This window comes from Terrabacter sp. FW104-15G4B, from assembly GCF_058790095.1.
In genome coordinates this window covers 103,149-127,693 of record NZ_JBYTCI010000001.1, presented here as the reverse complement: position 1 = coordinate 127,693, position 24,545 = coordinate 103,149, and the positions used below count along the sequence as shown (strand labels likewise).

At 71.3% G+C, this 24,545-nt stretch carries 17 protein-coding genes and 1 tRNA gene; 8 read left to right on the top strand and 10 right to left on the bottom strand.

Annotated features, from left to right (window positions below; genetic code table 11):
- Window positions 1–275: 275 nt before the first annotated feature.
- From AC3WRT_RS00580 to AC3WRT_RS00560, 5 genes are read right to left on the bottom strand one after another with little or no spacing between them, the layout of a single operon-like run.
- Window positions 276–1,259: a homoserine kinase gene (locus tag AC3WRT_RS00580; RefSeq protein ID WP_492717866.1), complete on the bottom strand. Its 984-nt coding sequence runs from the start codon at window positions 1,257–1,259 to the stop codon at window positions 276–278.
- A 4-nt stretch (window positions 1,260–1,263) separates the two neighbouring features.
- Complete coding sequence (gene thrC, locus AC3WRT_RS00575; RefSeq protein WP_492717864.1) at window positions 1,264–2,358, bottom strand: threonine synthase; 1,095 nt, start codon at window positions 2,356–2,358, stop codon at window positions 1,264–1,266.
- Complete coding sequence (locus AC3WRT_RS00570) at window positions 2,358–3,713, bottom strand: homoserine dehydrogenase (RefSeq protein WP_492717862.1); 1,356 nt, start codon at window positions 3,711–3,713, stop codon at window positions 2,358–2,360. The genes thrC and AC3WRT_RS00570 overlap by 1 nt, the downstream gene beginning before the upstream one ends.
- A gap of 45 nt (window positions 3,714–3,758) precedes the next feature.
- The gene (lysA, locus tag AC3WRT_RS00565) at window positions 3,759–5,177 is read right to left on the bottom strand and encodes a diaminopimelate decarboxylase (RefSeq protein WP_492717860.1); all 1,419 of its coding nucleotides are present in this window, start codon (window positions 5,175–5,177) and stop codon (window positions 3,759–3,761) included.
- Window positions 5,178–5,179: 2 nt separating this feature from the next.
- Window positions 5,180–5,974, bottom strand: a complete 795-nt coding sequence (locus AC3WRT_RS00560) for a DALR anticodon-binding domain-containing protein (protein WP_492717858.1) — start codon at window positions 5,972–5,974, stop codon at window positions 5,180–5,182.
- A 155-nt stretch (window positions 5,975–6,129) separates the two neighbouring features.
- Here AC3WRT_RS00560 and AC3WRT_RS00555 point away from each other — a divergent pair.
- A tRNA-Arg gene (locus AC3WRT_RS00555) sits at window positions 6,130–6,204 on the top strand.
- 72 nt (window positions 6,205–6,276) lie between these two features.
- On the top strand, window positions 6,277–6,894 hold the full coding sequence (locus tag AC3WRT_RS00550; protein ID WP_492717856.1) for an ASCH domain-containing protein: 618 nt from the start codon (window positions 6,277–6,279) through the stop codon (window positions 6,892–6,894).
- Window positions 6,895–6,912: 18 nt separating this feature from the next.
- Here the strand turns inward: AC3WRT_RS00550 and AC3WRT_RS00545 are convergent, their stop codons facing one another.
- Complete coding sequence (locus AC3WRT_RS00545) at window positions 6,913–7,950, bottom strand: hemolysin family protein (protein WP_492717854.1); 1,038 nt, start codon at window positions 7,948–7,950, stop codon at window positions 6,913–6,915.
- Complete coding sequence (locus AC3WRT_RS00540) at window positions 7,947–9,341, bottom strand: hemolysin family protein (RefSeq protein ID WP_492717852.1); 1,395 nt, start codon at window positions 9,339–9,341, stop codon at window positions 7,947–7,949. The genes AC3WRT_RS00545 and AC3WRT_RS00540 overlap by 4 nt, the downstream gene beginning before the upstream one ends.
- A 221-nt stretch (window positions 9,342–9,562) precedes the next feature.
- On the opposite strand from AC3WRT_RS00540, the gene AC3WRT_RS00535 reads away from it, so the two are divergent.
- The 5 genes from AC3WRT_RS00535 to AC3WRT_RS00515 all read left to right on the top strand — a co-directional run bounded on the left by AC3WRT_RS00535 (window position 9,563) and on the right by AC3WRT_RS00515 (window position 16,666).
- Window positions 9,563–10,618, top strand: coding sequence for an ABC transporter ATP-binding protein (locus AC3WRT_RS00535; RefSeq protein WP_492717850.1), 1,056 nt, complete (start codon window positions 9,563–9,565; stop codon window positions 10,616–10,618).
- Window positions 10,615–11,418 carry an ABC transporter permease gene (locus AC3WRT_RS00530; RefSeq protein ID WP_492717848.1) on the top strand — a complete coding sequence of 268 codons (804 nt, stop codon included), beginning with the start codon at window positions 10,615–10,617 and terminating at the stop codon, window positions 11,416–11,418. The genes AC3WRT_RS00535 and AC3WRT_RS00530 overlap by 4 nt, the downstream gene beginning before the upstream one ends.
- A 133-nt stretch (window positions 11,419–11,551) precedes the next feature.
- On the top strand, window positions 11,552–15,466 hold the full coding sequence (locus AC3WRT_RS00525) for a multifunctional oxoglutarate decarboxylase/oxoglutarate dehydrogenase thiamine pyrophosphate-binding subunit/dihydrolipoyllysine-residue succinyltransferase subunit (RefSeq protein ID WP_492717846.1): 3,915 nt from the start codon (window positions 11,552–11,554) through the stop codon (window positions 15,464–15,466).
- A 191-nt stretch (window positions 15,467–15,657) separates the two neighbouring features.
- On the top strand, window positions 15,658–15,834 hold the full coding sequence (locus AC3WRT_RS00520) for a DUF6104 family protein (protein WP_492717844.1): 177 nt from the start codon (window positions 15,658–15,660) through the stop codon (window positions 15,832–15,834).
- Window positions 15,835–15,838: 4 nt separating this feature from the next.
- Window positions 15,839–16,666, top strand: a complete 828-nt coding sequence (locus AC3WRT_RS00515; RefSeq protein WP_492717842.1) for a GDSL-type esterase/lipase family protein — start codon at window positions 15,839–15,841, stop codon at window positions 16,664–16,666.
- Here the strand turns inward: AC3WRT_RS00515 and AC3WRT_RS00510 are convergent.
- Complete coding sequence (locus AC3WRT_RS00510) at window positions 16,659–17,102, bottom strand: hypothetical protein (protein ID WP_492717840.1); 444 nt, start codon at window positions 17,100–17,102, stop codon at window positions 16,659–16,661. The genes AC3WRT_RS00515 and AC3WRT_RS00510 overlap by 8 nt on opposite strands.
- Window positions 17,103–17,445: 343 nt before the next feature.
- On the opposite strand from AC3WRT_RS00510, the gene AC3WRT_RS00505 reads away from it, so the two are divergent.
- A complete protein-coding gene (locus AC3WRT_RS00505; RefSeq protein ID WP_366273055.1) occupies window positions 17,446–17,694 on the top strand; it encodes a WhiB family transcriptional regulator in 249 nt (82 codons plus the stop codon).
- A gap of 113 nt (window positions 17,695–17,807) precedes the next feature.
- On the opposite strand, the gene AC3WRT_RS00500 is transcribed toward AC3WRT_RS00505, so the two are convergent.
- Window positions 17,808–19,295 (bottom strand): sensor histidine kinase, encoded by a 1,488-nt coding sequence (locus tag AC3WRT_RS00500; RefSeq protein WP_492717837.1) that lies wholly within the window; start codon window positions 19,293–19,295, stop codon window positions 17,808–17,810.
- Window positions 19,296–19,348: 53 nt separating this feature from the next.
- Window positions 19,349–24,523 carry an NAD-glutamate dehydrogenase gene (locus AC3WRT_RS00495; protein ID WP_492718407.1) on the bottom strand — a complete coding sequence of 1,725 codons (5,175 nt, stop codon included), beginning with the start codon at window positions 24,521–24,523 and terminating at the stop codon, window positions 19,349–19,351.
- Window positions 24,524–24,545: the final 22 nt, after the last annotated feature.

Below are 24,545 nucleotides of genomic sequence, written 5' to 3'. Positions count from 1 at the left end.
TGTTTCTGACACGAAGGATCCTTCCCCCTCGTTTGCGGCCCGGGGTGATTCCAGCGGGCCGGACTTGGACCAGGTGCCCTGGCCGTCTGAGATCCACGTCGGCGCAGATCGCGCCACGAGGCAGGTGATGTCGCCTCAGTGTGGGGGTGGTGCACCGGCCTGCGATACCGCGGCGAGTGGTGCGCGCTCAGGATAACACCCGGGCGCCCCGCCCCGCCGCCCGTACGGTCATCGACCTCGCAGATCGGGCGTTGTCCCGTGCCCGGCGTGGGGTCTCAGCAGGCGCGCACCGAGGCCCCGTGGGCCGGAACGCCCGGGGTGAGCCGCTCCCACCCTGCGCTCAGGCCTCCCGCCTGGACGCTCGGGGCGGCGTCGCGCGTGGTCAGCACGAGCACGCTCGGACCCGCCCCCGAGACGACGGCGGCATGGCCCTCGGCGCGCAGCAGGTCGACGAGCTCCATCGTGCCCGGGTAGGACGAGCGCCTCGGCTCCTGGTGGAGCCAGTCCCGGGTGGCGGCGTGCAGGTGTGCCGGATCGGCGGTGAGCGCGTGGACGAGGAGGGCGGCGCGCCCTGCACCGGCTGCGGCTGCGGCCAGGGGGACCATCTCCGGCAGCACCGCCCGGGCGGTGCGCGTGGCGAGCTGCGTCTCGGGCACGAAGACCACGACCTCGACGTCGGCGTGCGGGTCGATGCGTGCCGTCACGGTGCGCTCCCCGCGGTCGAGACCGCTTCCGTCGGGCATCCAGCTCACGGTCAGGCCGCCGAGCGCACTCGCAGAGGCGTTGTCGGGATGCCCCTCCATCTGGCTGGACAGGTGGGTCGCGAGCCCGAGGTCTATGGGGACGTCCTGACCGGGACTCGGCCAGACGGCATACGCACCCTCATCGTCGCCAAGGCCGCTCGAAAGGGCTTGTGCTGCAACGACGCCCGCGACGATGGCAGTCGCCGAGGACCCGAGGCCACGACTGTGCGGCACTCCGTTGGAGGCCTCGATGTGCAGGCCCGGCGGTGGCGCGACGCCGAGGACGCGCCACGTGTGCTGCAGGGTGGCGTGGACGAGGTGGCGCTCGTCGGTCGGCACCTCACCGGCGCCCTCGCCCGCCACCTCGATGAGGAGGCCGTCAGCGTCGGACGTGGTCACGACGTAGGTGTCCCAGAGCCCGAGGGCCAGTCCGATGGAGTCGAAGCCGGGCCCGAGGTTGGCGCTGCTGGCCGGCACGCGCACCTCGACGGAGCGGCCCGCGGGCACCCGGCTCACGCGGTCAGCCCTCGAGCCCGAGCGCCTGCGCCGCCGAGAACGCGTCGACCGACACCCGCGTCGGCACCACCTCGCTCCCGTCGGCGGTGCGCAGCGCCCACTGAGGGTCCTTCAGGCCGTGACCGGTGACGGTGCAGACGATGCGGGCACCGGGCGGCACGAGGCCTGCGGCGTGGCTCGCGAGCAGGCCCGCGACGGACGCGGCGGAACCCGGCTCGACGAAGACGCCCTCCTGCGACGACAGGTAGCGGTGGGCGTCGAGGATCTGCTCGTCGGTGACGGCGTCGATGCGCCCGCCGGACTCGTCGCGGGCGGCGACGGCCTGCTCCCACGACGCGGGATTGCCGATGCGGATGGCGGTGGCGATGGTCTCCGGGTGGTCGACCGGGTGTCCCAGGACGATCGGCGCCGCACCGGCCGCCTGGAAGCCCCACATGGCCGGCAGGTGCGTGGCCGGGCCGGGCCGATCGGTGACGGCTGGGTCGGCGGAGTACTCGCGGTAACCGCGCCAGTACGCCGTGATGTTTCCGGCGTTGCCCACGGGAAGGCAGTGGATGTCGGGGGCGTCGCCGAGCGCGTCGACCACCTCGAAGCTCGCGGTCTTCTGGCCCTCGATCCGGGCCGGGTTGACCGAGTTGACGAGCTCGACCGGGTAGGCCTCCGCGAGCTTGCGAGCCAGGGTGAGGCAGTCGTCGAAGTTGCCGTCGACCTGGAGCAGGGTCGCGCCGTGGGCGATCGCCTGGCTCAGCTTGCCTATGGCGATCTTGCCGTCGGGTACGAGGACACCGCACGTCATGCCGGCCTTGGTGGCGTATGCCGCCGCCGACGCACTCGTGTTGCCCGTGCTCGCGCAGATGACGGCCTTGGCGCCCTTGCGCGCGGCGACGCTGATCGCCGTCGTCATGCCCCGGTCCTTGAAGGACCCGGTCGGGTTGAGGCCTTCGTACTTCAGGTGAACCTCCGCGCCCACCCGCTCCGAGAGCTTCTCGGCATGGATGAGCGGCGTGCCACCCTCGTGCAGCGTGATGACGGGGGCGCCCTCGAGCATCGGGAGTCGGTCGGCGTACTCGCGGATCACGCCGCGCCACTGGTGAGCCATCAGGAACCTTCCACGCGCATCACGGAGTTGACGCCACGCACGACGTCGAGCGTGCGCAGGCGCTCGACGGTGGACGACAGGGCCGCGTCGCTCGCGGTGTGCGTCACGACGATGAGGTGGGCGCGGGCGCCCTGGCCGTCGCCGGCCGGGACGAGCTGCTGCCGGACGGTCTCGATGGACACGTCGTGGTCGGCGAAGGCTGCGGCGACCTGCGCGAGGACACCCGAGCGGTCCTCGACGTCGAGGCTGATGTGGTACCTGGTCTGGGCGTCGCCCATCGTGAGGACCGGCAGGTCGGCGTAGCTCGACTCCCCTGGCCCGAGCCCACCCCCGACCCGGTGGCGCGCAACCGCGACGAGGTCGCCCAGAACCGCCGATGCGGTGGGGTCGCCGCCGGCGCCCTTGCCGTAGAACATCAGCTCGCCGGCGGCGTCGGCCTCGACGAAGACGGCGTTGAAGGCCTCGCGCACCCCGGCCAGGGGGTGGGAGCGGGGGATCATCGCCGGGTGCACGCGCACGCTGACGCCCTTGTCGCTTCGCTCGCAGATGGCGAGGAGCTTGACGACGGAGTCCATCTCCCTCGCCGCAGCGACGTCGGCGGCGGAGACCTCGGTGATGCCCTCGCGGTAGACGTCGGCGCCGGAGACCCGGGTGTGGAAGGCGAGCGAGGCGAGGATGGCCGCCTTGGCCGCGGCGTCGAAGCCCTCGACGTCGGCCGTCGGGTCGGCCTCCGCGTAGCCCAGGGCCTGAGCCTGCTCGACCGCGTCGGCAAAACCGGCACCGGTCGTGTGCATCTTGTCGAGGACGTAGTTGGTCGTGCCGTTGACGATGCCGAGCACCTTGCGCACCTCGTCACCGGCGAGCGACTCGCGCAACGGGCGCAGGAGCGGGATCGCACCTGCCACGGAAGCCTCGTAGTACAGGTCGACGCCGTACTGCGCAGCGGCCGCGTACAGGGCCGGGCCGTCCTCGGCGAGCAGCGCCTTGTTGGCGGTGACGACCGAGGCGCCGTGCTCCATGGCCCGGAGGATCAGCGAGCGCGCCGGCTCGATGCCGCCGATGACCTCGACGACGACGTCGGCGCTGGTGACGAGCTGCTCGGCGTCGGTGGTGAACAGGTCGGGGTCCACTCCGAGGGCGGCCCGGTCGCGGCCCGCGCGGCGGACCGCGATGCCGACGATCTCCAGCGGTGCGCCGACGCGGGCCGCCATGTCATCGGCATGCTCGGTGAGCAGGCGCGCGACGGCTCCGCCCACGACGCCGGCCCCGAGCAGGGCGACGCGCAACGGCTGGGGGTCACTCACGACGCTGTCCACGCTGGGAATCCTGCCGTCTGTCCGAGTGCTGGACGGCATTGTTTCGCGATCCGGACATGGGCGTCGCAGGATCTGCGGCGCCCATCAGACGTCGAGGGACAGCAGGTCGTCGATCGTCTCGCGCCGCACGATGACCCGCGCGGCGCCGTCGCGCACTGCGACGACCGGGGGCCGCGGCGTGTGGTTGTACTGGCTCGAGAGCGAGCGGCAGTAGGCGCCCGTGCCGGGCACGGCGATGAGGTCACCGGCCCCGACGTCGGCCGGCAGGAACTCGTCCTTGACGACGATGTCGCCGCTCTCACAGTGCCGACCGACGACGCGGGCGAGGACGGGGTCGGCGCCCGAGGCGCGGCTCGCCAGCGTGCACGAGTAGTCGGCGTCGTAGAGGGCGGTGCGGACGTTGTCGCTCATGCCGCCGTCGACGGAGACGTAGACACGCTCGGCCCCGCCGTCGAGGTCGACCGCCTTGACCGTGCCGACCTCGTAGAGCGTGAAGGTGCTGGGTCCGGCGATGGCGCGACCTGGCTCGACGGAGATCCGAGGCACGGCGACCTGCTCGGCGCGGCACTCCCGCGCGATGATCTCGGCCATGCCGGCCGCGAGGCGCTTCGGCGGGAGGGGGTCGTGCTCCGTCGTGTAGGCGATGCCGAAGCCGCCGCCGAGGTCGAGCTCGGGCAGCTCGGCGCCGAGCTCCCGCGCGATCTGGGTGTGCAGGCCCACGATGCGCCGGGCCGAGACCTCGAACCCCGCGGTGTCGAAGATCTGCGAGCCGATGTGGCTGTGCAGCCCGAGCAGCCGCAGCGACTCCGGCTTGTCGAGGATCCGTCGGGCGGCCTCCAGGGCGTGTCCGCCGGAGAGCGACAGGCCGAACTTCTGGTCCTCGTGGGCGGTGGCGATGAACTCGTGGGTGTGGGCCTCGACCCCGACTGTGACCCGGATGAGGACGGGCGCGACCACCCCGAGCTCGGCCGCCACCTCGGCCACGCGCTCGATCTCCTGGAGGGAGTCGATGACGATGCGGCTCACGCCGTAGTCGAGGGCGTCGCGGATCTCGGCCACGCTCTTGTTGTTGCCGTGGAAGCCGATTCGCTCGCCGGGCACCCCGGCGCGCTTGGCGACGGCGAGCTCACCGCCGGTGCACACGTCGAGGTGCAGGCCCTCGTCGTTCACCCACCGCGCGACCTCGGTGCACAGGAAGGCCTTGCCGGCGTAGAACACGTCGGCCCCACCTGACACGCTGCCGAACACCTCGGCATACGTCTGCTTGAACTCCCTTGCGCGAGAGCGGAAGTCGTCCTCGTCGATGACGTATGCCGGTGTGCCGAACTCGCGGGCGAGCTCGGTGACACTGACCCCTCCGACGGTGAGGACGCCGTCGTCCGAGCGGGTCACCGACGACGCCCAGAGGGACGGGACGAGGGCGTTGACGTCGGCGGGGTGCTGGAGCCACGTGGGGCCGCGATAGCCCTCGGCGTGCAGCGCTCCGGCTTCGTGTGCGCGCATGGCTACATCCTCTCCGGGGCTGCCGCCCCCAAGCGCGACAGTCCATTGCGCAAGACGACTCGGACGACGTCCGCGAGGAGCAGCCGGGCGCCGTGGACGGACTCCACCGAGGCGCCGACGACGGTGGGCCGCGCCGGGTGGTCCCACTGGTCCGCGAGGGCGGCGAGGTCGGTCACGGCGCGACGCTGCTGCGCCTCGTCGCCGGCGTGCGTCTCGAGCCGCTGCGGCAGGTCCGCGATGGCGACGAGCAGCTGGCGCTCGGCCACGTGGACGAGCTCCGCGAGCCGGGTGGACGGCCGGCGCTCGACGCCCGTCGCCTCGGCGTTGCGGATGATCCGGCACAGCCGGGCGTGGGCCAGCTGGGCGGTCCGCACGGGGTCGTCAGGTGGCCGGCTGCCGGGCTGCTCCTCGATGTCGCGGTAGCTCTCCCCCGGCGGGAAGGCATAGGTGTCCTGGCTCTCCAGGACAAGGGCGACGATGTCCGAGCGCGCGTCGTCCTCGAGGGTGATCGCGATCAACCCGCTCGGCGCGACCTCCACCGCGGCGACCCGCTCGAGGAGGGTCAGGCCCTGCGCCAGCAGCCTGGCCAGCTCTCGCGGCTCGAGGTCGACCTGCGGTCCCCAGCGCTGCGCGACAGGCGTCACCCAGTCGGCGACGACCCCCGCGCCCCGGGCGTCGGTGGGGCGGAACAGCGGTCCCCCGGGGGGCCCGTCCAGGACCGGGGCAGGCAGCTCGCCGGCCTCCACCGCCTGTGCGGCCACCCCCAGGAGGAGGGCGCGCAGCTGCTCCGGCGTCATGCGCCAGAGTCTAGAAGGGGCTAGAGGGGCACGAAGCACTCACCTCGAGGAGCTCCTCCGGCTCCAGGTGCCGGGAGGAGGTCCACGAGCGCCGCCCCATTCAGCATTCGCGGCGCACTGCTGCTAATCTCACCGGGCGCACGAAAGTGCGTGCCGCCCCCGTAGCTCAGGGGATAGAGCACCGCCCTCCGGAGGCGGGAGCGCAGGTTCGAATCCTGCCGGGGGCACCAACGGACGAAGGGCCGACGTGATGGGCGCGAAGCGCCCAGCAGGTCGGCCCTCTTTCGTGCCACGATGGCGACGTGCTGATCTCCAAGCCCGTCGCCGAGGCGATCCGCGCGGGCACCGTCACCCAGGCCTTCCGCCGTTGGGACATGCCCAGGGTCAAGGTCGGCGGCGTGCACCTGACGTCGGCCGGGCTCGTGAGGTTCGACGGTGTGAGTGTCGTGCGCGACCCGAGCCGCCTCACGGAGCGCGACGCGCGCAAGGCGGGCGTCAAGGACCTCGCCGCCCTCCAGAAGTTCCTGGCTCCCTCGACCCGCAAGCCGTCCGCGCGGGGTGGCCGCGGCGGGGACACGGTGTATCGCGTCCGGCTGAGCTGGGCCGGCGAGGACCCTCGGATAGCCCTGCGCGAGGACGTCCCGGGCGACGACGAGCTGGACGCGATCGCGGCCGGGCTGGCTCGGCTCGACGCCCGCGGGACGGGACCGTGGACCCGCGACATCCTCGAGTGGATCCGCGAGAACCCCCGCGTGGTCTCGAAGGAGCTCGCGGCGTTGCGCGGGGTCGAGCTGCTGCCGATGAAGACCGACATCCGCAAGCTCAAGGCCCTGGGTCTCACCCTCAGCCACGACGTCGGCTACGAGCTGTCACCGCGCGGGACGGCATACCTCGAGTGGTTGGGCCGCCAGGCCCGCTGACACGTCGCGGTCGCGGCCTCAGCGCTGGGTCGTGTCGGTGACCTCGCCGACCAGCTCCTCCAGCACGTCCTCGAGGAAGACGATGCCCGTCACCGCCGCGTCGGCGTCGATGACCCGCGCCAGGTGCGTGCCGGTCAGCTGCATCGTGGCGAGCACGTCCTCCACGTCGTCGTCCTCGCGCACCGTGGCCAGCCGCCGGATCCGCTTGGGCGGGATCGGCTGCTCGTGGCGCTCGTCGTCGGCGTAGAGCACGTCCTTGAGGTGGATGTAGCCCGCGATCTCACCGGCCGCGTCGCGCACGGGGTAGCGCGAGAACCCGTGCCTGGCCACCAGTCGCTCGATGTCCGCCGGGGTCGCGCCGAGCTCCACGGTGGTCAGCGAGGCGACGTCGACCGCCACCTCGTGAGCCCGCTTGTCGGAGAACTCCAGCGTCTTGGCGACCAGCCCGTGCCGCTCCTCCTCGATGAGTCCCTCACGGCGGGACTCCCCCACGATGTGGGCGACCTCCTCGACCGTGAACGCCGAGGTGATCTCGTCCTTGGGCTCGACCCGGAAGAGCCGTACCAGCCCCTTGGCCACGGCCTCCATGGCGTGCACGATCGGGCGCAGCGCGCTGGCGATGAGGAAGAGCGGTGGCACGAGCAGCAGGGCAGCCCGGTCGGGTCCGGCGATGGCGAGGTTCTTCGGGATCATCTCGCCGACCACGACGTGCAGGTACGACACGATGAGCAGGGCCAGGGCCAGGGCCACTCCGCTGGCCCAGGCGTCGGAGAGCCCCCAGGTGTGGAAGACGGGCTCCAGGAGGTGGTGCAGCGCCGCCTCCGCGAGCGCACCGAGCCCGACCGAGCAGACGGTGATGCCGAGCTGCGCCGTGGCCAGCATCGACCCCAGCCGCTCCAGAGCCAGCAGGCACGACTGGGCGCGCTTGCTCCCGGCGTCGGCGAGCGGCTCGAGCGTCGAACGCCGCACCGCCATGGCTGCGAACTCCGCCCCGACGAAGAAAGCGTTGCCGAACAGGAGCACCACCGACACGACATACACCCAGGCGCCGCTCACGTCTCCTGCCCCTGACCGTCACCGGACGGCATACGCCCGGAAGCCTGCGACGCGCCGTCCGACGACTCCTCGTCGGCGTCCAGACGGGGCAGCGAGCCGGGGTCCGGCACGAAACGCAGCCGGTCGACCCGGCGGCCCTCCATCGCCGCGACGTGAATGCGCCAGCCGGGCACGGGCACGACGTCCCCCACGACCGGCACCCGGCCGAGGCTCGTCATGACGAAACCGCCCATCGTCTCGTAGGTGGACCCGTCAGGCACCTCGGCGCCGAACGCGTCGCGCACCTCGTCGGGGCGCCAGAGCCCGGGCACGGTCCACGAACCGTCGATCAGCTCACGACCGCCCTGGCGGCTGCGGTCGTGCTCGTCGGAGACCTCGCCGACGATCTCCTCGACGACGTCCTCCAGGGTCACGATGCCGGACGTGCCACCGTACTCGTCGACGACCACGGCCATCTGGAAGCCGCCCTCGCGCAGCTGGCGCAGGAGCGGGTCGAGCCGGATCGTCTCGGGGACGACCAGGCGGTCGGACATCAGTGCCGACACGGGGACGTCCTTGCGTCGCTCGTGCGGCACCGCCATCGCCTTCTTGACGTGCACGACACCGTCGATGTCGTCCCAGTCGTCGCCGAGGACGGGAAACCGGGAGTGTCCCGTCCGGCGCGAGAGCCGCAGCACGTCGTCGGCCGACTCCTCCCGATGGATGCCGGTGCACCGCACCCGTGGGGTCATGACGTCGTCGGCCGTCCGCTCGCCGAAGCCGAGCGAGCGCGTCAGCATCCGCGCGGTCGTGACGTCGAGGGTCCCCGCCTCGGCCGACCGCTGCACCAGGCTCGCGAGCTCCTGCGGCGTGCGCGCGCCGGACAGCTCCTCCTGCGGCTCGATGCCGAGCGACCGGAGGAAGGCGTTGGCCGAGCCGTTGAGCACCAGGATGAGCGGCTTGGACAGGACGGCGAAGAAGCGGACCGGCACGGCGACGACCTTGGCGGTCGCCAAGGGGGCCGAGATGCCGAGGAACTGCGGCAGCAGCTCGCCGAAGACCATCGAGAAGACGGTCGCGAGCAGGAGAGCGAGGGCGCTGGAGACCGCCTCGACCGCGCCCTGTCCCAGCCCCAGCTCCTCGAGCGGACCCGCGAGGAGCACGCCGATCGACGGCTGAGCCAGGTAGCCGACGACCAGCGTCGTGATGGTGATGCCGACCTGGGCCGCCGACAGCTGCGTGGAGAGCTGCTTGAGCGACTGGAGCACGACCCGGGCGCGCGAGTCGCCCTCGTCGATGGCGCGCTGGACCGTGGGCCGGTCGAGGGCCACGAGCGAGAACTCGGCCGCGACGAAGACGGCGGTGCCCGCCGTCAGCAGCACCGCCCCCAGCACGAGCAGCCACTCGGTCACGGACGGGCCTCCCGTCCGGTCGGGACGGTCGGGCCGGCGGACGGCGCCGGGACCTGGCGAGAGGGGGTCATGGTCCGCCCACTATATGGAGCGGCGGGGCCCGCCCGCGGCCCGGACCTCTTCGCCCCGCCTGCGTGTGGACGGGTATGCCGTGTGGTTGAGTGGGCGCGTCACGACGGTCCGGCGGGGGCCGGTGCGGACGCGACGGACGGAGCCAGGTGGTGAACGCAGGACCGGATGCATCCGGGCGCATCGAGGTGCGGGGCCTGACCAAGCGGTTCGGCTCCTTCACCGCCGTCGACCACCTCGACTTCGACGTCGAGCCGGGACGGGTCACCGGGTTCCTCGGCCCCAACGGCAGCGGCAAGACGACCACGCTTCGGATGCTGCTCGGCCTCGTCCGGGCGACTGCCGGTACGGCCACCATCGACGGGCGCCGCTACGCCGACATCGCCAACCCGCTGACGCTCGTCGGCTCCGCCCTCGAGGCGACGAACTTCCACCCCGGGCGCACGGGCCGCAACCACCTGAGGGTGCAGGCCGCGGTGGCCGGTGTTCCCGACTCACGCGTCGACGAGCTGCTCGAGCTCGTCGGCATCCCGGCGGCCGCACGCCAGCGCGCAGGCGGCTACTCCATGGGCATGCGCCAGCGCCTCGGACTGGCGGCGGCCCTGCTCGGCGACCCACGGGTCATCATCCTCGACGAGCCCGCCAACGGCCTCGACCCCGAGGGCATCCGGTGGCTGCGCGGCTTCCTGCGCCACCTCGCCGACGAGGGCCGCACGCTGCTCATCTCCAGCCACATGCTCGGCGAGGTCGAGCAGACCGTCGACGACGTCGTCATCATCGCCAACGGCAGGCGCGTCGCCCAGGGCACCGTCGCCGACCTGCGCGGGGAGCCCACGGCATACGTCCGCACCTCGGATCCTGAGCGGCTCTCCGAGGCCCTGCGTCGCCGCGGGCTCGCGGTCACCACGAGCGGACGTGGCCTGAGGGTGACCACCGAGGACCTCGCCGTCGTCGGCGACACGGCCCACGCGAGCGACGTGGCCATCCACGAGCTGCGCAGCGAGCAGACGCACCTCGAGGAGCTCTTCTTCAACCTCACCGAGAGCGACGAGCACCGCAACCGCAACCTCGGCGCACCGGGGCCGGACGGGCTGCCGAGCGGCGTACCCGTCGACCTGCCGCCGCCGAGCGGCCCGCCCATCGACCCGGCCCTGCTCACAGCACCGGAACCGACTCCCGTCCCGGACCGCGACGGAGACCCACGATGACCGCCGCCGTGCGCGCCGAGCTCCGCAAGCTGTTCACGACCCGACTCTGGTGGGGCATGGCCATCGCGGTGCTGCTCAGCGGGGCGGCCTTCGCCGTGCTGTTCGCCTTCGTCTTCACCAGCGACGCCGTCCGCGGGCCACAGGCCGCTGCCGCTCCGCGGACCGACGCAGCCCTGACCAAGGCCGTCTTCACCGGGGGCCTGCAGGTCGGCTACCTGCTCACCCTCGCCATCGGGGTGCTGACCATCGGTTCGGAGTACCGCCACCAGACCATCACCGCGACCTTCCTCGCGATCCCGCGACGTGGGCGAGTCATGGCGGCGAAGGTCGTGTCGCTGCTGGCCATCGGCGCCATGTACGGCGTGCTCTCCCTGGCCGGCGCGGTGGGCGCCGGCACGCTCGTGCTGACCTCCAAGGGCGTCTCGCCCTTCGCCGACCCCTCCATCTGGCGCACCCTCGCCCTCTCCCTGCTGGTGCTGGGGCTGTGGGCCCTGATCGGGCTCGGTGCCGGCATCCTCATCCCCAACCAGGTCGCCGCGCTGCTCATCTCGGTCGCCGTCGCCTGGATCGTCGAACCCGTGCTGAGCCTGGTGCTGGCCCTCACCGACTGGGGCAAGAGCATCTCCCCCTACCTGCCGAGCCGTGCCACCAGTGCCATGCTGGAGTCCACGGGTGGGGGTCTCAACGGGCAGCCGATCGACCAGCTCTCATGGTGGGCCGGCGCGTTCGTGCTGATGGCGTATGCCGCCGTCATGGCCGGTCTGGGCACCTGGCGCACGCTGCGGGCGGACATCACCTGACCGGCGCCGAACGCCTCGTCGCCCCTCGGGCCCGACACGCGAGCCCCCGGCCGGTATCACGAGGTTCGGGTCTAGGCTTGACCCCTGTATACGCAACGACGCACCCGAGCCAAACGAAAGAGGCGCATTCGCCGTGTCCGATCAGTCCACGTCCGGTGACCCGATTGCAGCATTCGGGCCGAACGAATGGCTCGTCGACGAGCTCTACCAGCAGTTCCTGACCGACAAGACGTCGGTCGACAAGGCGTGGTGGGGCTTCTTCGAGGACTACCGGCCGGCTGAGGCCGACACCAGCGCAGCCTCCGGACGCGCGGCGACCGCGACCAAGCCGCAGGCCGGCACCACCCCCACCACGAACGGCACGGCGAACGGCACCGCCAACGGCTCCCCCGCCAGGGCAGCGACGAAGGCAGAGACGAAGGCAGAGACGAAGCCGGCCGCCGCCCCTGCGCCGCAGGCCGCTCCGAAGGCTCCGACGAAGGCCGCTGAGGCGCCGGCAGCGAAGGCGCCCGAGACCAATGCGCCCGAGACCAAGGCGCCCGAGACCAAGGCGCCCGAGGCCAAGGGCGACTCCCCGGCAGAAGCTCCGAAGCCGCGCGACATCCCCGCCGTCAAGGGGACCGGTCCCGTCAGCGAGGACGTCGTGACGCCCCTGCGCGGCGCGCCGGCGCGCGTCGTGGCCAACATGGAGGTCTCCCTCACCGTCCCGACGGCGACGAGCGTGCGCGCCGTTCCCGCCAAGTTGCTCATCGACAACCGCGTCGTCGTCAACAACCACCTCGCGCGCTCGCGTGGCGGCAAGGTCAGCTTCACCCACCTCATCGGCTACGCCATGGTCAAGGCCCTGGCGCTCATGCCCGAGATGAACAACGGTTACACGGAGAAGAACGGCAAGCCCGCCCTCGTCCGCCCGGCCCACGTGAACTTCGGCCTCGCCATCGACCTGCAGAAGGACGACGGCAGCCGCACCCTCGTCGTGCCGTCGATCAAGTCCGCCGAGGAGATGGACTTCGTCCACTTCTGGACCGCCTACGAGGACATCGTGCGCAAGGCCCGCAGCAACAAGCTGACGGTCGAGGACTTCCAGGGCACGACGATCTCCCTCACCAACCCGGGCGGCATCGGCACCGTCCACTCGGTGCCGCGGCTCATGCAGGGCCAGGGCGCGATCATCGGCGTCGGCGCCCTCGACTACCCCGCGGAGTGGCAGGGCGCGAGCAACGAGACGCTCAACAGGAACGCCGTGAGCAAGATCCTCACGCTCACCTCGACCTACGACCACCGGATCATCCAGGGCGCCCAGAGCGGTGACTTCCTGCGGATCATCCACCAGCTGCTGCTCGGCGACAACCACTTCTACGACGAGATCTTCGAGTCGCTGCGCATCCCCTACGAGCCGATCCGCTGGATCCAGGACGTCGACTCCTCGCACGACGACGACATCAACAAGGTCGCGCGAGTGCAGGAGCTCATCCACGCGTACCGCGTGCGCGGCCACCTGATGGCCGACACCGACCCGCTCGAGTACAAGCAGCGCCGGCACCATGACCTCGACGTCACCACCCACGGCCTGAGCCTCTGGGACCTCGACCGGACCTTCGCCACCGGCGGCTTCGGCGGTTACCCGTTCCTGAAGCTGCGCAAGATCCTCGGCATCCTCCGCGACTCGTACTGCCGCACCGTCGGCATCGAGTACATGCACATCCAGGACCCCGATCAGCGCAAGTGGATCCAGAACAAGGTCGAGCGCCCCTACGAGAAGGCCAACCGCGACGAGCAGATGCGGATCATGCGCCGGCTCAACGCGGCCGAGGCCTTCGAGACGTTCCTGCAGACGAAGTTCGTCGGTCAGAAGCGCTTCTCGCTCGAGGGCGGCGAGTCGGTCATCGCGCTCCTCGACCGCATCCTGTGCCGCGCCGCGAGCGAGAACCTCGACGAGGTCTGCATCGGTATGCCGCACCGTGGCCGGCTCAACGTGCTGGCCAACATCGCCGGCAAGTCCTACGGCCAGATCTTCCGCGAGTTCGAGGGCACCCAGGACCCCAAGTCGGTTCAGGGCTCGGGTGACGTGAAGTACCACCTCGGCACCGAGGGCGAGTTCGTCTCCGAGGACGGCAGCAAGACGAAGGTCTACCTGGCCGCGAACCCCTCGCACCTCGAGGCGGTCAACCCGGTGCTCGAGGGCATCGTGCGCGCCAAGCAGGACCGCCTCAACCTCGCCGGCAAGTCGTTCACCGTGCTGCCCGTGCTCATGCACGGCGACGCGGCGTTCGCCGGCCAGGGCGTCGTGGCCGAGACGCTCAACCTCTCGCAGCTGCGCGGCTACCGCACCGGCGGCACCATCCACGTGGTGATCAACAACCAGGTCGGCTTCACGACCTCACCGAGCAGCTCGCGCTCCTCCGTCTACTCCACGGACGTCGCCCGGATGATCCAGGCGCCGATCTTCCACGTCAACGGCGACGACCCCGAGGCCTGCGTCCGGGTGGCCGAGCTGGCGTACGAGTACCGCCAGGAGTTCAACAAGGACGTCGTCATCGACCTGGTCTGCTACCGCCGCCGCGGTCACAACGAGGGCGACGACCCGTCGATGACCCAGCCGCTGATGTACAACCTCATCGAGGCCAAGCGCTCGGTCCGCAAGCTGTACACCGAGTCGCTCATCGGTCGCGGTGACATCGGGGTCGAGGACGCCGAGGCGGCGCTGCGCGACTACCAGCAGCAGCTCGAGCGCGTCTTCGTCGAGACCCGTGAGGCCAAGAAGGCCCAGGCCGAGACCCCTGCACCGGTCGGGGACCGCGACTCCGACGCGCCCGACAACGCCGGACTCGAGCGTCCGACGGCGCAGGTGCAGGACGACGAGGCCCCCGTGCGCTCGGCCACCGAGACCGGCGTCCCGGCAAGCGAGATCGTGCACATCGGCGAGACGTTCACCAACCCGCCCGAGGGCTTCACGATCCACCCGAAGCTCAAGCAGCTGATGGACAAGCGCGCCCAGATGGTCCACCGAGGCGGCATCGACTGGCCGATGGCCGAGCTGCTCGCGTTCGGCACCCTGCTCAAGGAGGGCACGCCGGTGCGCCTCGCCGGCCAGGACAGCCGACGGGGCACCTTCGTGCAGCGTCACGCAGTGCTCATCGACAAGGACACCGCGGAGGAGTGGACGCCCCTGCTCTACCTCGGCGAGGGCCAGGCCCGCTTCTGGGTCTACGACTCCCTGCTGTCCGAGTACGCCGCCATGGGCTTCGAGTACGGCTACTCGGTGGAGCGTCCCGACGCCCTCGTGGTGTGGGAGGCGCAGTTCGGCGACTTCGCCAACGGGGCGCAGACCATCGTCGACGAGTTCATCTCGAGCTCCGAGCAGAAGTGGGGCCAGCGCAGCTCGGTCGTGCTGCTGCTCCCGCACGGCTACGAGGGCCAGGGACCGGACCACAGCTCCGCGCGCATCGAGCGCTTCCTGCAGCTGTGCGCCGAGAACAACATGACCGTCGCCTACCCGTCGACGGCCGCGAGCTACTTCCACCTGCTGCGTCGTCAGGCGTACGCCCGTCCACGCACGCCGCTGGTGGTCTTCACGCCGAAGTCCATGCTCCGTAGCAAGGCGGCGGCCAGCCCGGTCGAGGCCTTCACCGAGAACGGGTTCCAGCCGGTGCTGGCCGACCACGATGGCGTCACCGAGAACGTCACCCGCGTGCTGTTCGCGAGCGGCAAGGTCGTGCACGAGCTCGACGCCGAGCGGGCGAAGCGCGGCGACACCTCGACGGCCGTCATCCGCGTTGAGCAGCTCTACCCGATCCCCGAGCAGGAGATCGTCGACGCCGCCGCCCACTACCCCGGCGCGGAGCTCGTGTGGGTCCAGGACGAGCCGCGCAACCAGGGCGCGTGGCCGCTCATGGCCCAGTGGCTGCACGAGGACCTCTCCCAGCTGGGCGAGACCCGTCCGTGGCGCGTCGTGGCCCGCAAGGCGGCTGCCTCGCCGGCCACCGGCTCGTCCAAGAAGCACGCGGTCGAGCAAGCCGAGCTGATGGAGCGTGCATTCGGCCGCTGAGGCGGCGTCCGCGCCACCAGCTCCTCGCGCATCCGGAGGGACCCTGCCACACCGGGAGGGTCCCTCCGTGCGTCAGCGGCGTGACGGCATACGCCCTCGGTGGCCTTCCCGGGAGCGGTGCCGCGCCGCTCGACGGCCGTTCCTCGGCCCGCCTCCGCGAGCCGTGGCCCGGCACGCGATAACCTCCCATCGTGTACTTCACCGACAGGGGCATCGAGGAGCTGGCGGCCCGGCGCGGCGAGGAGGACGTCACCCTCGGGTGGCTCGCCGAGCAGCTGCGCACGTTCGTCGACCTCAACCCCGAGTTCGAGGTGCCGGTCGAGCGACTCGCCACCTGGCTCGCCCGGCTGGACGACGACGAGGACTGAGCACGTGAGCGACCACAGCGACAGGGCCGAGACGCCCGCCGATGCACCGAGGCAGCCCTACGGCGCCGGCCCCGCCTACCCCTCGTCCCACACGCAGTTCAGCAGCGACGCCCCGGGCCGGTATGCCGCGGGCCAGGCTGCTGAGCCCGCCCACCCCGCCGAGGCCGCCGAGTCCGCCGGCGCAGCGCCCACCGAGGACCCCTACTACGTCCCCAGCGCGGAGTTCACGGTCGCCGAGGGCGTGCGCGACGTCGGCATGGTCTTCATGGGGGCTTCGCTGACGGCCGGCTACGGCGACCCCAAGGGCCTGGGCTGGGTCGGCCGGGTCGTCGCCCGCACGCAGCACCCGGACCTGGACCTGACCGCCTACAACCTGGGGGTCCGCGGCAACACGTCGGGAGACGTCGTGGCCCGCTGGGGCGCGGAGTGCCACCCACGGTGGAAGGGTCGCGCCGAGCGCCGGCTCGTGCTCAACGTCGGCGCCAACGACGTCCTGTCCGGCATGACGATGGCTCGGTCCCGGCTCAACCTCGCGAACGTCCTCGACGAGGCCACCAACGCCGGCATCGGCGTCTTCGTCGTCGGCCTGACGCCGACCCTCGACGACGAGCTGAACCGCAAGATCGAGGCCCTGGCGGAAGCCCAGGCCGACGTCTGTTCACGCCGTGGCATCACCTACGTCGACTGCTACCGGCCGCTCGCGACGCACGACCAGTGGATGGCCGACCTCGCCGCGAGCCCGGACCGCTCCCACCCTGGCCAGGCCGGCTACGGCCTGATCGCCTGGCTCGTGCTGCACAACGGCTGGAACGACTGGCTCTCGCTCAGCTGACGACGTCCCGGTCGCTGCTCCCGTCGCCCTCGCGTCCGGGCTCGTCGGACGTGCCGCGCCGTCCGGGCGCCGACACGGCGGCCGCGATGCTCGCCGCGGCGACGGCCGCAACGGCAACCGCCACGGCAGTGCGCCCGGCGTCGTGCAGCGACCACGCCACCGGCAGCAGGAGGGCGTTCCAGAGCACGGTCGGCGTGCGTGGCCAGCCGGCGGCGCGCCACCATGCCCGCGCGAGCGCCAGCAGTCCGAGCCCGAAGACGAGGATCAGCGCCCCCGAGGTCGCCGCACGCGTCACGTCGTCTGTGGCGCCCGTCACCATCTCGTAGACGTAGAAAACGACGAAGGCCAGGACGACGAGCGCCTCGACCAGCGTGAGCAGCCCTGCGGCGCGGTGGGATCCGCGCACCTGACGGCTGGCAGGGTTGTGTTCGGTCACTCCATCAGCCTACCGACGGGTCGGCGACGGCCCGGGGGAGCCCGCTGCACGCCCCGTCCGGGGGCCGAGGGTCTGGAACTGGGGGGCGTCTGCCGATAGACTCAATCCTTGGTGTGGTCCTCGCCCACGGCGTTGAACACGGACACGGTCGCTGGTCACACCGGATCATGGCTTCCAACGCGTACGGAACATATTCGTGCGCGTTTCCGTTGGTCAGGGGGTCATCCCCCGTGGCATGACGACCATGACTTGGCTCCGACAACGACGCTGGCGCCCGAGCACATGCACCACGACCGACACCCGGGCGTCGGTGCGAACCCACATACATGAAGGAGCACGATCCATGGATTGGCGCGACCGCGCTGCCTGCCTGGAGGCCGATCCGGAGCTGTTCTTCCCCATCGGGAACACCGGCCCGGCCATCCTGCAGATCGAGGAGGCGAAGGCAGTGTGCCGGACCTGTCCGGTCATCGACACCTGCCTCAAGTGGGCCATCGAGACCGGTCAGGATGCCGGCGTCTGGGGCGGCCTCTCCGAGGACGAGCGGCGAGCCCTCAAGCGCCGCAACGCAAGGGCCCGGCGGGCCGGCTGAGGCCCCGCACGACCACCGACCGCGAGCCCGGTGACCGTCAACGGTCGCCGGGCTTTTGGCTGCCCGCACGCACACACCCGGCGCAGCCGCCCTACGCCCGTGCGCGCGGCGGGTCAGCCGAGCGGGCGCAGGCTGGCCGTGAAGCGAGCTCTGGTGCCATGGGGGCTCAGCGGCTCCCACGAGATGCGCCCCTGCAGGTCACCGACCAGCGACTGGACGATCTGCGTGCCGAGGCCCGAGCCCGGGCGGCGGGCCGGATCGATGCCCTTGCCGTCGTCCTCGATCGAGACCACGACCATCGGCTGACCACGGTCGTCCGTGAGCCGCTCGACGTTGATGCGCACCTCCCCCCCGGCGTCGCCCAGACCGTGCTCGATGGCGTTCTGCACGAGCTCGCTCATGATCATGGCCAGGGAGGTGGCGTCCTCGGCCCGCAGCCGACCGAACGTCCCCCGGGTGACGGTGTGGACGGGGGCGCCGTTGGCCGACACCTCGACGACCGCGTTGAGGCCGCGCTGGGAGATCGAGTCGAAGTCGACGGTCTCGTCGAAGCCCTGGCTCAGCTGGTCGTGCACCATGGCGATCGTGCCCACGCGCCGCTCCGCCTCGGCGAGCGCGACCTTCGCCTCCCCCTCCGGGAGCCGGCGCGACTGCAGCCGCAGCAGCGCGGCAACCGACTGGAGGTTGTTCTTGACCCGGTGGTGGATCTCGCGGATCGTCGCGTCCTTGGTCATCAGCTCCCGCTCGCGGCGGCGCAGCTCCCCCACGTCCCGCATCAGCACGATGGCGCCGAAGCGCTGACCGGCCTCGGTCAGCGGGATCGCCCGCATCGACACCGTGGTGCCTCCCGCCACGACCTCGGTGCGCCACGGCTGGCGACCGGTGACCACGAGCGGCAGGCCCTCGTCGACGGGGTAGGACTCGCGCACGTTGTCGGTGACGATCTGCGCCAGGCTCGCACCGACCACCTCACCGAGGTGGCCGAGCCGGTGCAGGGCCGAGACGGCATTCGGGCTGGCATACGTGACGGTGCCGTCGACATCGAGCCGGATGACGCCATCACCGACGCGTGGTGCGCCCCGCCGTAGACCGGTGGGCGCGCCGCTGTGCGGGAACTCGCCGCCGGTGATCATGCGGCACAGGGCGTCAGCCGTCGCGAGGTACGTCAGCTCCAACCGGCTCGGCGTGCGCGTCGTCCAGAGGTGGGTGTGCCGGGTCAGCACCGCGACGACGTGCCCCCCGCGGACCACGGGGATGTACTCCTCGCGGACCGACTGGTCGGGCCCGTGCTCGTGCGGCACGACGACCTGGCGCACCCGCAGGATGCGTTGCTCGGCGGCCGCCTCGTCGAGCAGCTCGCACGTGCGCCCCGGGTCGGCGACGCGGCCCACCTGGTCCTCGACGAAGACGAGCTGACCGGTCGTCGGGCGCACGTGGGCGACCGCCTCCCAGCGCCCGCTGGTCGAGCGCACCCACAGCAGCAGGTCGGCGAACGAGAGGTCGGCCACGAGCTGCCAGTCGCCCACGAGCAGGTGCAGCCACTCGACGTCGTGGTCGGGCAGGTCGGTCTGCCCACGCAGGAGCTCGCTCAGGGTCGCCACGCCTCGAGCCTAGTGAGCACGACCGCCCGGAAGGGACGGCGCCCCACCGCCCCTCAGCGGCGGGACTCGGCCCGAACCCGAGCCGCGGCCTCCCGACCCGCCTCACGCTGCTCGTGGCTCCCGGCCCCGTTGCCGTCGGGGCCCGGGTCGGTCGCCTGCGCGTCCTCCTGCGCCGCCGCCTTCGCGGCTCGGTCGGCGGCCCGCTTCACGGCCTTGTCGGCTGCCTTCTTGGCCGTCCTCGTCGCCCTGGCGCGTTCGGGGACGGGCTCACGGCGCTGCGGCTCGGCCGGCGTCGACGCGGGCTGCACCGACGAGGCGGGCTTGGTGACCGTCCGCAGCGTGCGGAGCGCGACCGAGAGGGCCGCGATGCCGGCATGGCTCATCCGCTCGATGCCGCCGAGAGCGGCCCGGGCCCGGGCCAGCGCGTCGGCGTTGAGCTCCGACCACTCCGCCAGGCGGTCCACGGCGTCGTGCCGAGGGGTGCTGACCTCGAGGATCGACCGGGTCAGGCTCTCGAGGACGGCGTAGAGGTCGTCACGCAGGGCCCCGCGAGCCATGGCGTCCCAACGGTCGTCGCGCGGCAGCATCGTGACGCGGCTGAGCATGGCGTCGATGGAGAACGTCTCGGACGTCAGGAAGTAGACGCCCACGACGTCGTCGAGCTGCTCGCCCGTGTCCTCGGCGATCTCGATGCAGTCGAGCAGCGAGTAGAGGTCGAGCAGCGAGGCGGCGCCGAGCGCCAGCTCCTCGGGCACCCCCTTGCCCTCGAGCTCCCGGGCGCGACGGTGGAGGCGGGTGCGCTCGCTGCCCTGCAGCAGCTCGGTGATGCGGCCCGAGAACGCCTCGATGCCAGGTCGGAAACGGGCCACCTCGGCGGCGATGTCAAGGGCAGCCGGGCGGGAGGTGAGGAACCACCGCACCGACCGGTCGATGAGGCGACGGAACTCGAGGTAGAGGGCCGTCTGCGCGGTCGTGCTGACGACGTTGTCCGTCGCCTCCACCTGCCGCACGAAGCCGGCCAGGTCGAAGACCTCCCGGCAGACGACGTAGGCGCGCGCGACCTGCTCGGGCGTCGCGCCCGTCTCCTCTCCGGCGCGGTACGCGAACGTGATGCCGCCGCGGTTGACCATCGAGTTGGCGACGGAGTTCGTGATGATCTCGCGGCGCAGCGGGTGGGCGGCGATCTGCGCGGCGTACCTGGTGCGCAAGGGCTTCGGGAAGTACTCGGCGAGCGTCGACTCGAACCACGGGTCGTCGGGCAGCGACGTCATGACGAGCTGGTTCTTCAGGTAGAGCTTGGCGTAGGCGACGAGCACCGAGAACTCCGGCGATGTCAGCCCCAGGCCGTCCTTCTGGCGGCGGGCGATCTCCGCGTCGCTCGGGAGGAACTCGAGCGAACGGTCGAGGTCGCCGCCCGCCTCGAGGAACTGGATGAGCCGCTCGTGCACCCCGAGCATCGCGTGCTGCTGCGCCCGGGCGTTGCCGAGCAGCACGTTCTGCTCGTAGTTGTCGCGCAGCACCTGCTGGGCCACCTCGTCGGTCATCGAGGCGAGCAGGTTGTTGCGGCGCTTGGTCGTCAGCTCGCCGGACCGGGTCAGCCCGGTCAGCAGGATCTTGATGTTGACCTCGTGGTCGGAGGTGTCGACCCCGGCGCTGTTGTCGATGGCGTCGGTGTTGATGCGCACCCCCGCGAGGGCCGCCTCGATGCGGCCGAGCTGGCTCGCGCCGAGGTTGCCGCCCTCGCCGACGACCTTGCAGCGCAGCTCGCTGCCGTTGACGCGGATCGCGTCGTTGGCGCGGTCGCCGATCTCGGAGTTGGTCTCGGCGGTCGCCTTGACGTACGTGCCGATGCCACCGTTCCAGAGCAGGTCGACCGGCGCGAGCAGGATCGCCTTCATCAGCTGGGCGGGCGTCATGGCCTTGGTCCCGGCGCGCAGGCCGAGGGCGGCCACCATCTGCGGGCTCACGGGCACGGACTTGGCCCCGCGCGCGAAGACGCCGCCGCCCTTGCTGATCAGGGTCTCGTCGTAGTCGGCCCACGACGACCCGGGCAGGTCGAACATCCGCCGCCGCTCGGCATACGACGTCGCGGCGTCCGGGTCGGGGTCGACGAAGATGTGGCGGTGGTCGAAGGCCGCGACGAGACGGATGTGCTCGGAGAGCAGCATGCCGTTGCCGAAGACGTCGCCGCTCATGTCGCCCACGCCGACGACGGTGAACTCCTGCGACTGGGTGTCGACGTCGAGCTCGCGGAAGTGGCGCTTGACCGACTCCCAGGCACCACGGGCCGTGATGCCCATGCCCTTGTGGTCGTAGCCGGCAGACCCGCCCGACGCGAAGGCGTCGTCGAGCCAGAAGCCGTAGTCGGCCGACAGTCCGTTGGCGATGTCGGAGAACTTGGCGGTGCCCTTGTCGGCAGCCACCACGAGGTAGGTGTCGTCCTCGTCGTGGCGCACGACGCGGTGCGGCGGCACGGCCTCGCCGGACACGAGGTTGTCTGTGAGGTCGAGCAGCCCGGAGATGAAGAGCTTGTAGGACGCGATCCCCTCGTCGAGCCAGGCGGCACGATCGAGGGCCGGGTCGGGCAGCTGCTTGGCGTAGAAGCCGCCCTTGCTGCCGGTCGGCACGATGACGGCGTTCTTGACCATCTGCGCCTTGACGAGCCCGAGCACCTCGGTGCGGAAGTCCTCGCGGCGGTCGGACCAGCGCAGGCCGCCGCGCGCCACCTTGCCGAAGCGCAGGTGCACGCCCTCCACCCGAGGGCTGTAGACCCAGATCTCGAACATCGGGCGGGGTGCCGGGAGGTCCGGGACCTTCTTGGGGTTGAGCTTGAGCGAGACGTAGGACTTGTCGTGCCCGTTGGCGTCGGGCTGGTAGAAGTTCGTGCGCAGGCTCGCCAGGATGACGCCCAGCAGCGCGCGCACGATGCGGTCGTGGTCGAGGCTCGCGACGTCGTCCAGAGCCGCCTTGGCCTGCCCGACGAGGTGCTTCTCCTTGGACGCGCGCTTCTCCCGGCCGGCGTCGGTCTCGGGGAACGCGTCAGGGTCGAACCGCGCCTCGAAGAGCTCGACGAGGCTGCGGGCGATGTCGGTGTTGGCCGCCAGGGCCGACTCGACGTAGTCCTGGGAGAAGGTCGATCCCGTCTGGCGGAGGTACTTCGCGACGGTGCGCAGGATGACGACCTGGCGCCAGGTGAGCCCGGCCGCGAGCACCAGGGCGTTGAACCCGTCGGACTCGGCGCGTCCGTCCCAGACGGCCCGGAAGGCCTCCTCGAAGCGGACGCGAACGTCGGTGGCGACGTGCTCGTCGCCCGACCCCCACGCCTTCGCGTCGGCGCACAGCCCGAAGTCGAAGATGTGCAGCGTCCGCCCGTGCAGGCCCCGCACCTCGTAGGGCCGCTCGTCGGTGACCTCGACGCCGAGGTGGGTGAAGAGCGGCAGCACCTGCGTCAGCGAGAGATCGGCGCGACGGTAGAGCTTGAAACGGCGCTCGCGCTGGTTGTCCGAGGCCGGGTCGTCGTAGAGGTGCAGGGCGGTCGTGCGGGCCCCGTCACCGAGCGCCTCGATGCGGTCGAGGTCCTCGACGGCGGTCCTGACGTCGAAGTCCTCCTTGTACGCCTCGGGCAGCGCCTTGGCGTAGGCCGCCATCGTGCGCGCGGCACCCTCGAGGCCGCGCGCCTCGGCGAGCGCCTCAGAGAGGTCCTCGTCCCACGTGCGGGTGGCGTCGATGACTCGGCGCTCGAGTGCTGCCTCGTCGACCTCGGGGATGTCGACGCCGGACGGCATACGCACCACGAAGTGCAGGCGTGCGAGCGTCGACTCGCTGACGCGGGTCGTGTTGTCGATCGTCGCGCCGCCGTAGGCCTCGAGCAGGAGCGCCTCGATGCGCAGGCGCACCGTCGTGTTGTAGCGGTCGCGCGGCAGGTAGACGAGACAGGAGACGAAGCGGCCGAACTCGTCGCGGCGCGTGAAGAGCTTGGTCTTGCGGCGCTCCTGCAGGTGCAGCACGCTCGTCGCGACGTCGGCGAGCTGCTGCGCGCTGGTCTGGAAGAGCTCGTCGCGCGGATAGGTCTCGAGGATCTGGAGGATGTCCTTGCCCGAGTGGCTGTCGGGGCTGAGACCCGTGAGGCGCAGCACCTCCTGGGCCCGCACGTCGAGCAGCGGGATGTCATGAATCGTGTCGTTGTAGGCGGCCGAGGCGTAGAGCCCGAGGAAGCGCTGCTCACCGACGCACTCGCCGCGGGCGTCGAAGCGCTTGATCGAGATGTAGTCGAGGTAGACGTCGCGGTGGACCGTGGCTCGGGAGTTGGCCTTGGTGATGATGAGGATGCTGGAGTCCCTCGCGGCCCGGCTGGCAGCCGGCGTCAGCACGAGTCCCTTCCCGGCAGAAGGCCGGTCGTAGCGAAGCAGTCCCAGGCCGGTGCCCGGGACCTGCCGCGAGATGTCCTTGCCGTTCTCGTGGGCGAGGGAGTACTCGCGGTAGCCGAGGAAGGTGAAGTTGTTGTGCGCCAGCCACTCGAGGAAGCGGGCCGCCTCGCGTGCGTGGTGGGGGTCGGTCCCGGGCGGGGTCGCGGAGCGCAGCTCGCTCGCGATCGTCAACGCATGGGCCCGCATCTTGGGCCAGTCCTCGACGGAGTCGCGAACGTTCTCGAGCACGTGGCGCAGGCGCGCCTCGACCTCGGGCAGCGCGTCGGCCGGGAGCCGGTCGATCTCGAGGTGCATCCACGACTCGCGAACGAGACCCACGGAGCCCGACTGCACGGTGGTCGACCCGTCGGTGACGACCGACTTGAGCTCACCGGTGACGCTGCGCGACACCGTCATCTGCGGGTGCACGATGAGGTGCACGCCGCGGTCGAAGCCCCCGAGGGCGGCGACGACGGAGTCGACGAGGAAGGGCATGTCGTCGACGACCATCTGCACCACCGTGTGCGTGGTGGACCAGCCCTCGTCCTCGGCGGTCGGGTTGAAGACACGGACGTTGAAGGTGCCGACTGCCCGGTCCTGCGCGAAGGCGCGGTGCTCGGTGGCGATCGTCGCCAGCTCCCTCGCCGGCCGGGCGAGCAGGTCCTCGGTGGCGACGAGGCGGTAGTAGGCGAGGAGGAAGTCCTCCAGATCGCCAGCAGCCGAGCCGGCGGATCGGCCTCGACCCCGTCGCGGCGGAGGCGCCACGGCCGCGGCGGCGGCCTGGATGACGTCGATTCGAGACTGTTCGAGTGACGCTGACATGCGGTTCTCGGATTCCTCACCG

What these genes read in the sequence shown, in the direction of transcription:
- AC3WRT_RS00505 (WP_366273055.1), top strand. Translation starts at nt 17,446, where the DNA reads ATGGATTGGCGCGACCGCGCTGCCTGCCTGGAGGCCGATCCGGAGCTG.
- AC3WRT_RS00570 (WP_492717862.1), bottom strand. Translation starts at nt 3,713, where the DNA reads ATGCCGTCCAGCACTCGGACAGACGGCAGGATTCCCAGCGTGGACAGC.
- AC3WRT_RS00495 (WP_492718407.1), bottom strand. Translation starts at nt 24,523, where the DNA reads ATGTCAGCGTCACTCGAACAGTCTCGAATCGACGTCATCCAGGCCGCC.
- lysA (WP_492717860.1), bottom strand. Translation starts at nt 5,177, where the DNA reads ATGCGCGCACACGAAGCCGGAGCGCTGCACGCCGAGGGCTATCGCGGC.
- AC3WRT_RS00530 (WP_492717848.1), top strand. Translation starts at nt 10,615, where the DNA reads ATGACCGCCGCCGTGCGCGCCGAGCTCCGCAAGCTGTTCACGACCCGA.
- thrC (WP_492717864.1), bottom strand. Translation starts at nt 2,358, where the DNA reads ATGGCTCACCAGTGGCGCGGCGTGATCCGCGAGTACGCCGACCGACTC.
- AC3WRT_RS00560 (WP_492717858.1), bottom strand. Translation starts at nt 5,974, where the DNA reads ATGACGCCGGAGCAGCTGCGCGCCCTCCTCCTGGGGGTGGCCGCACAG.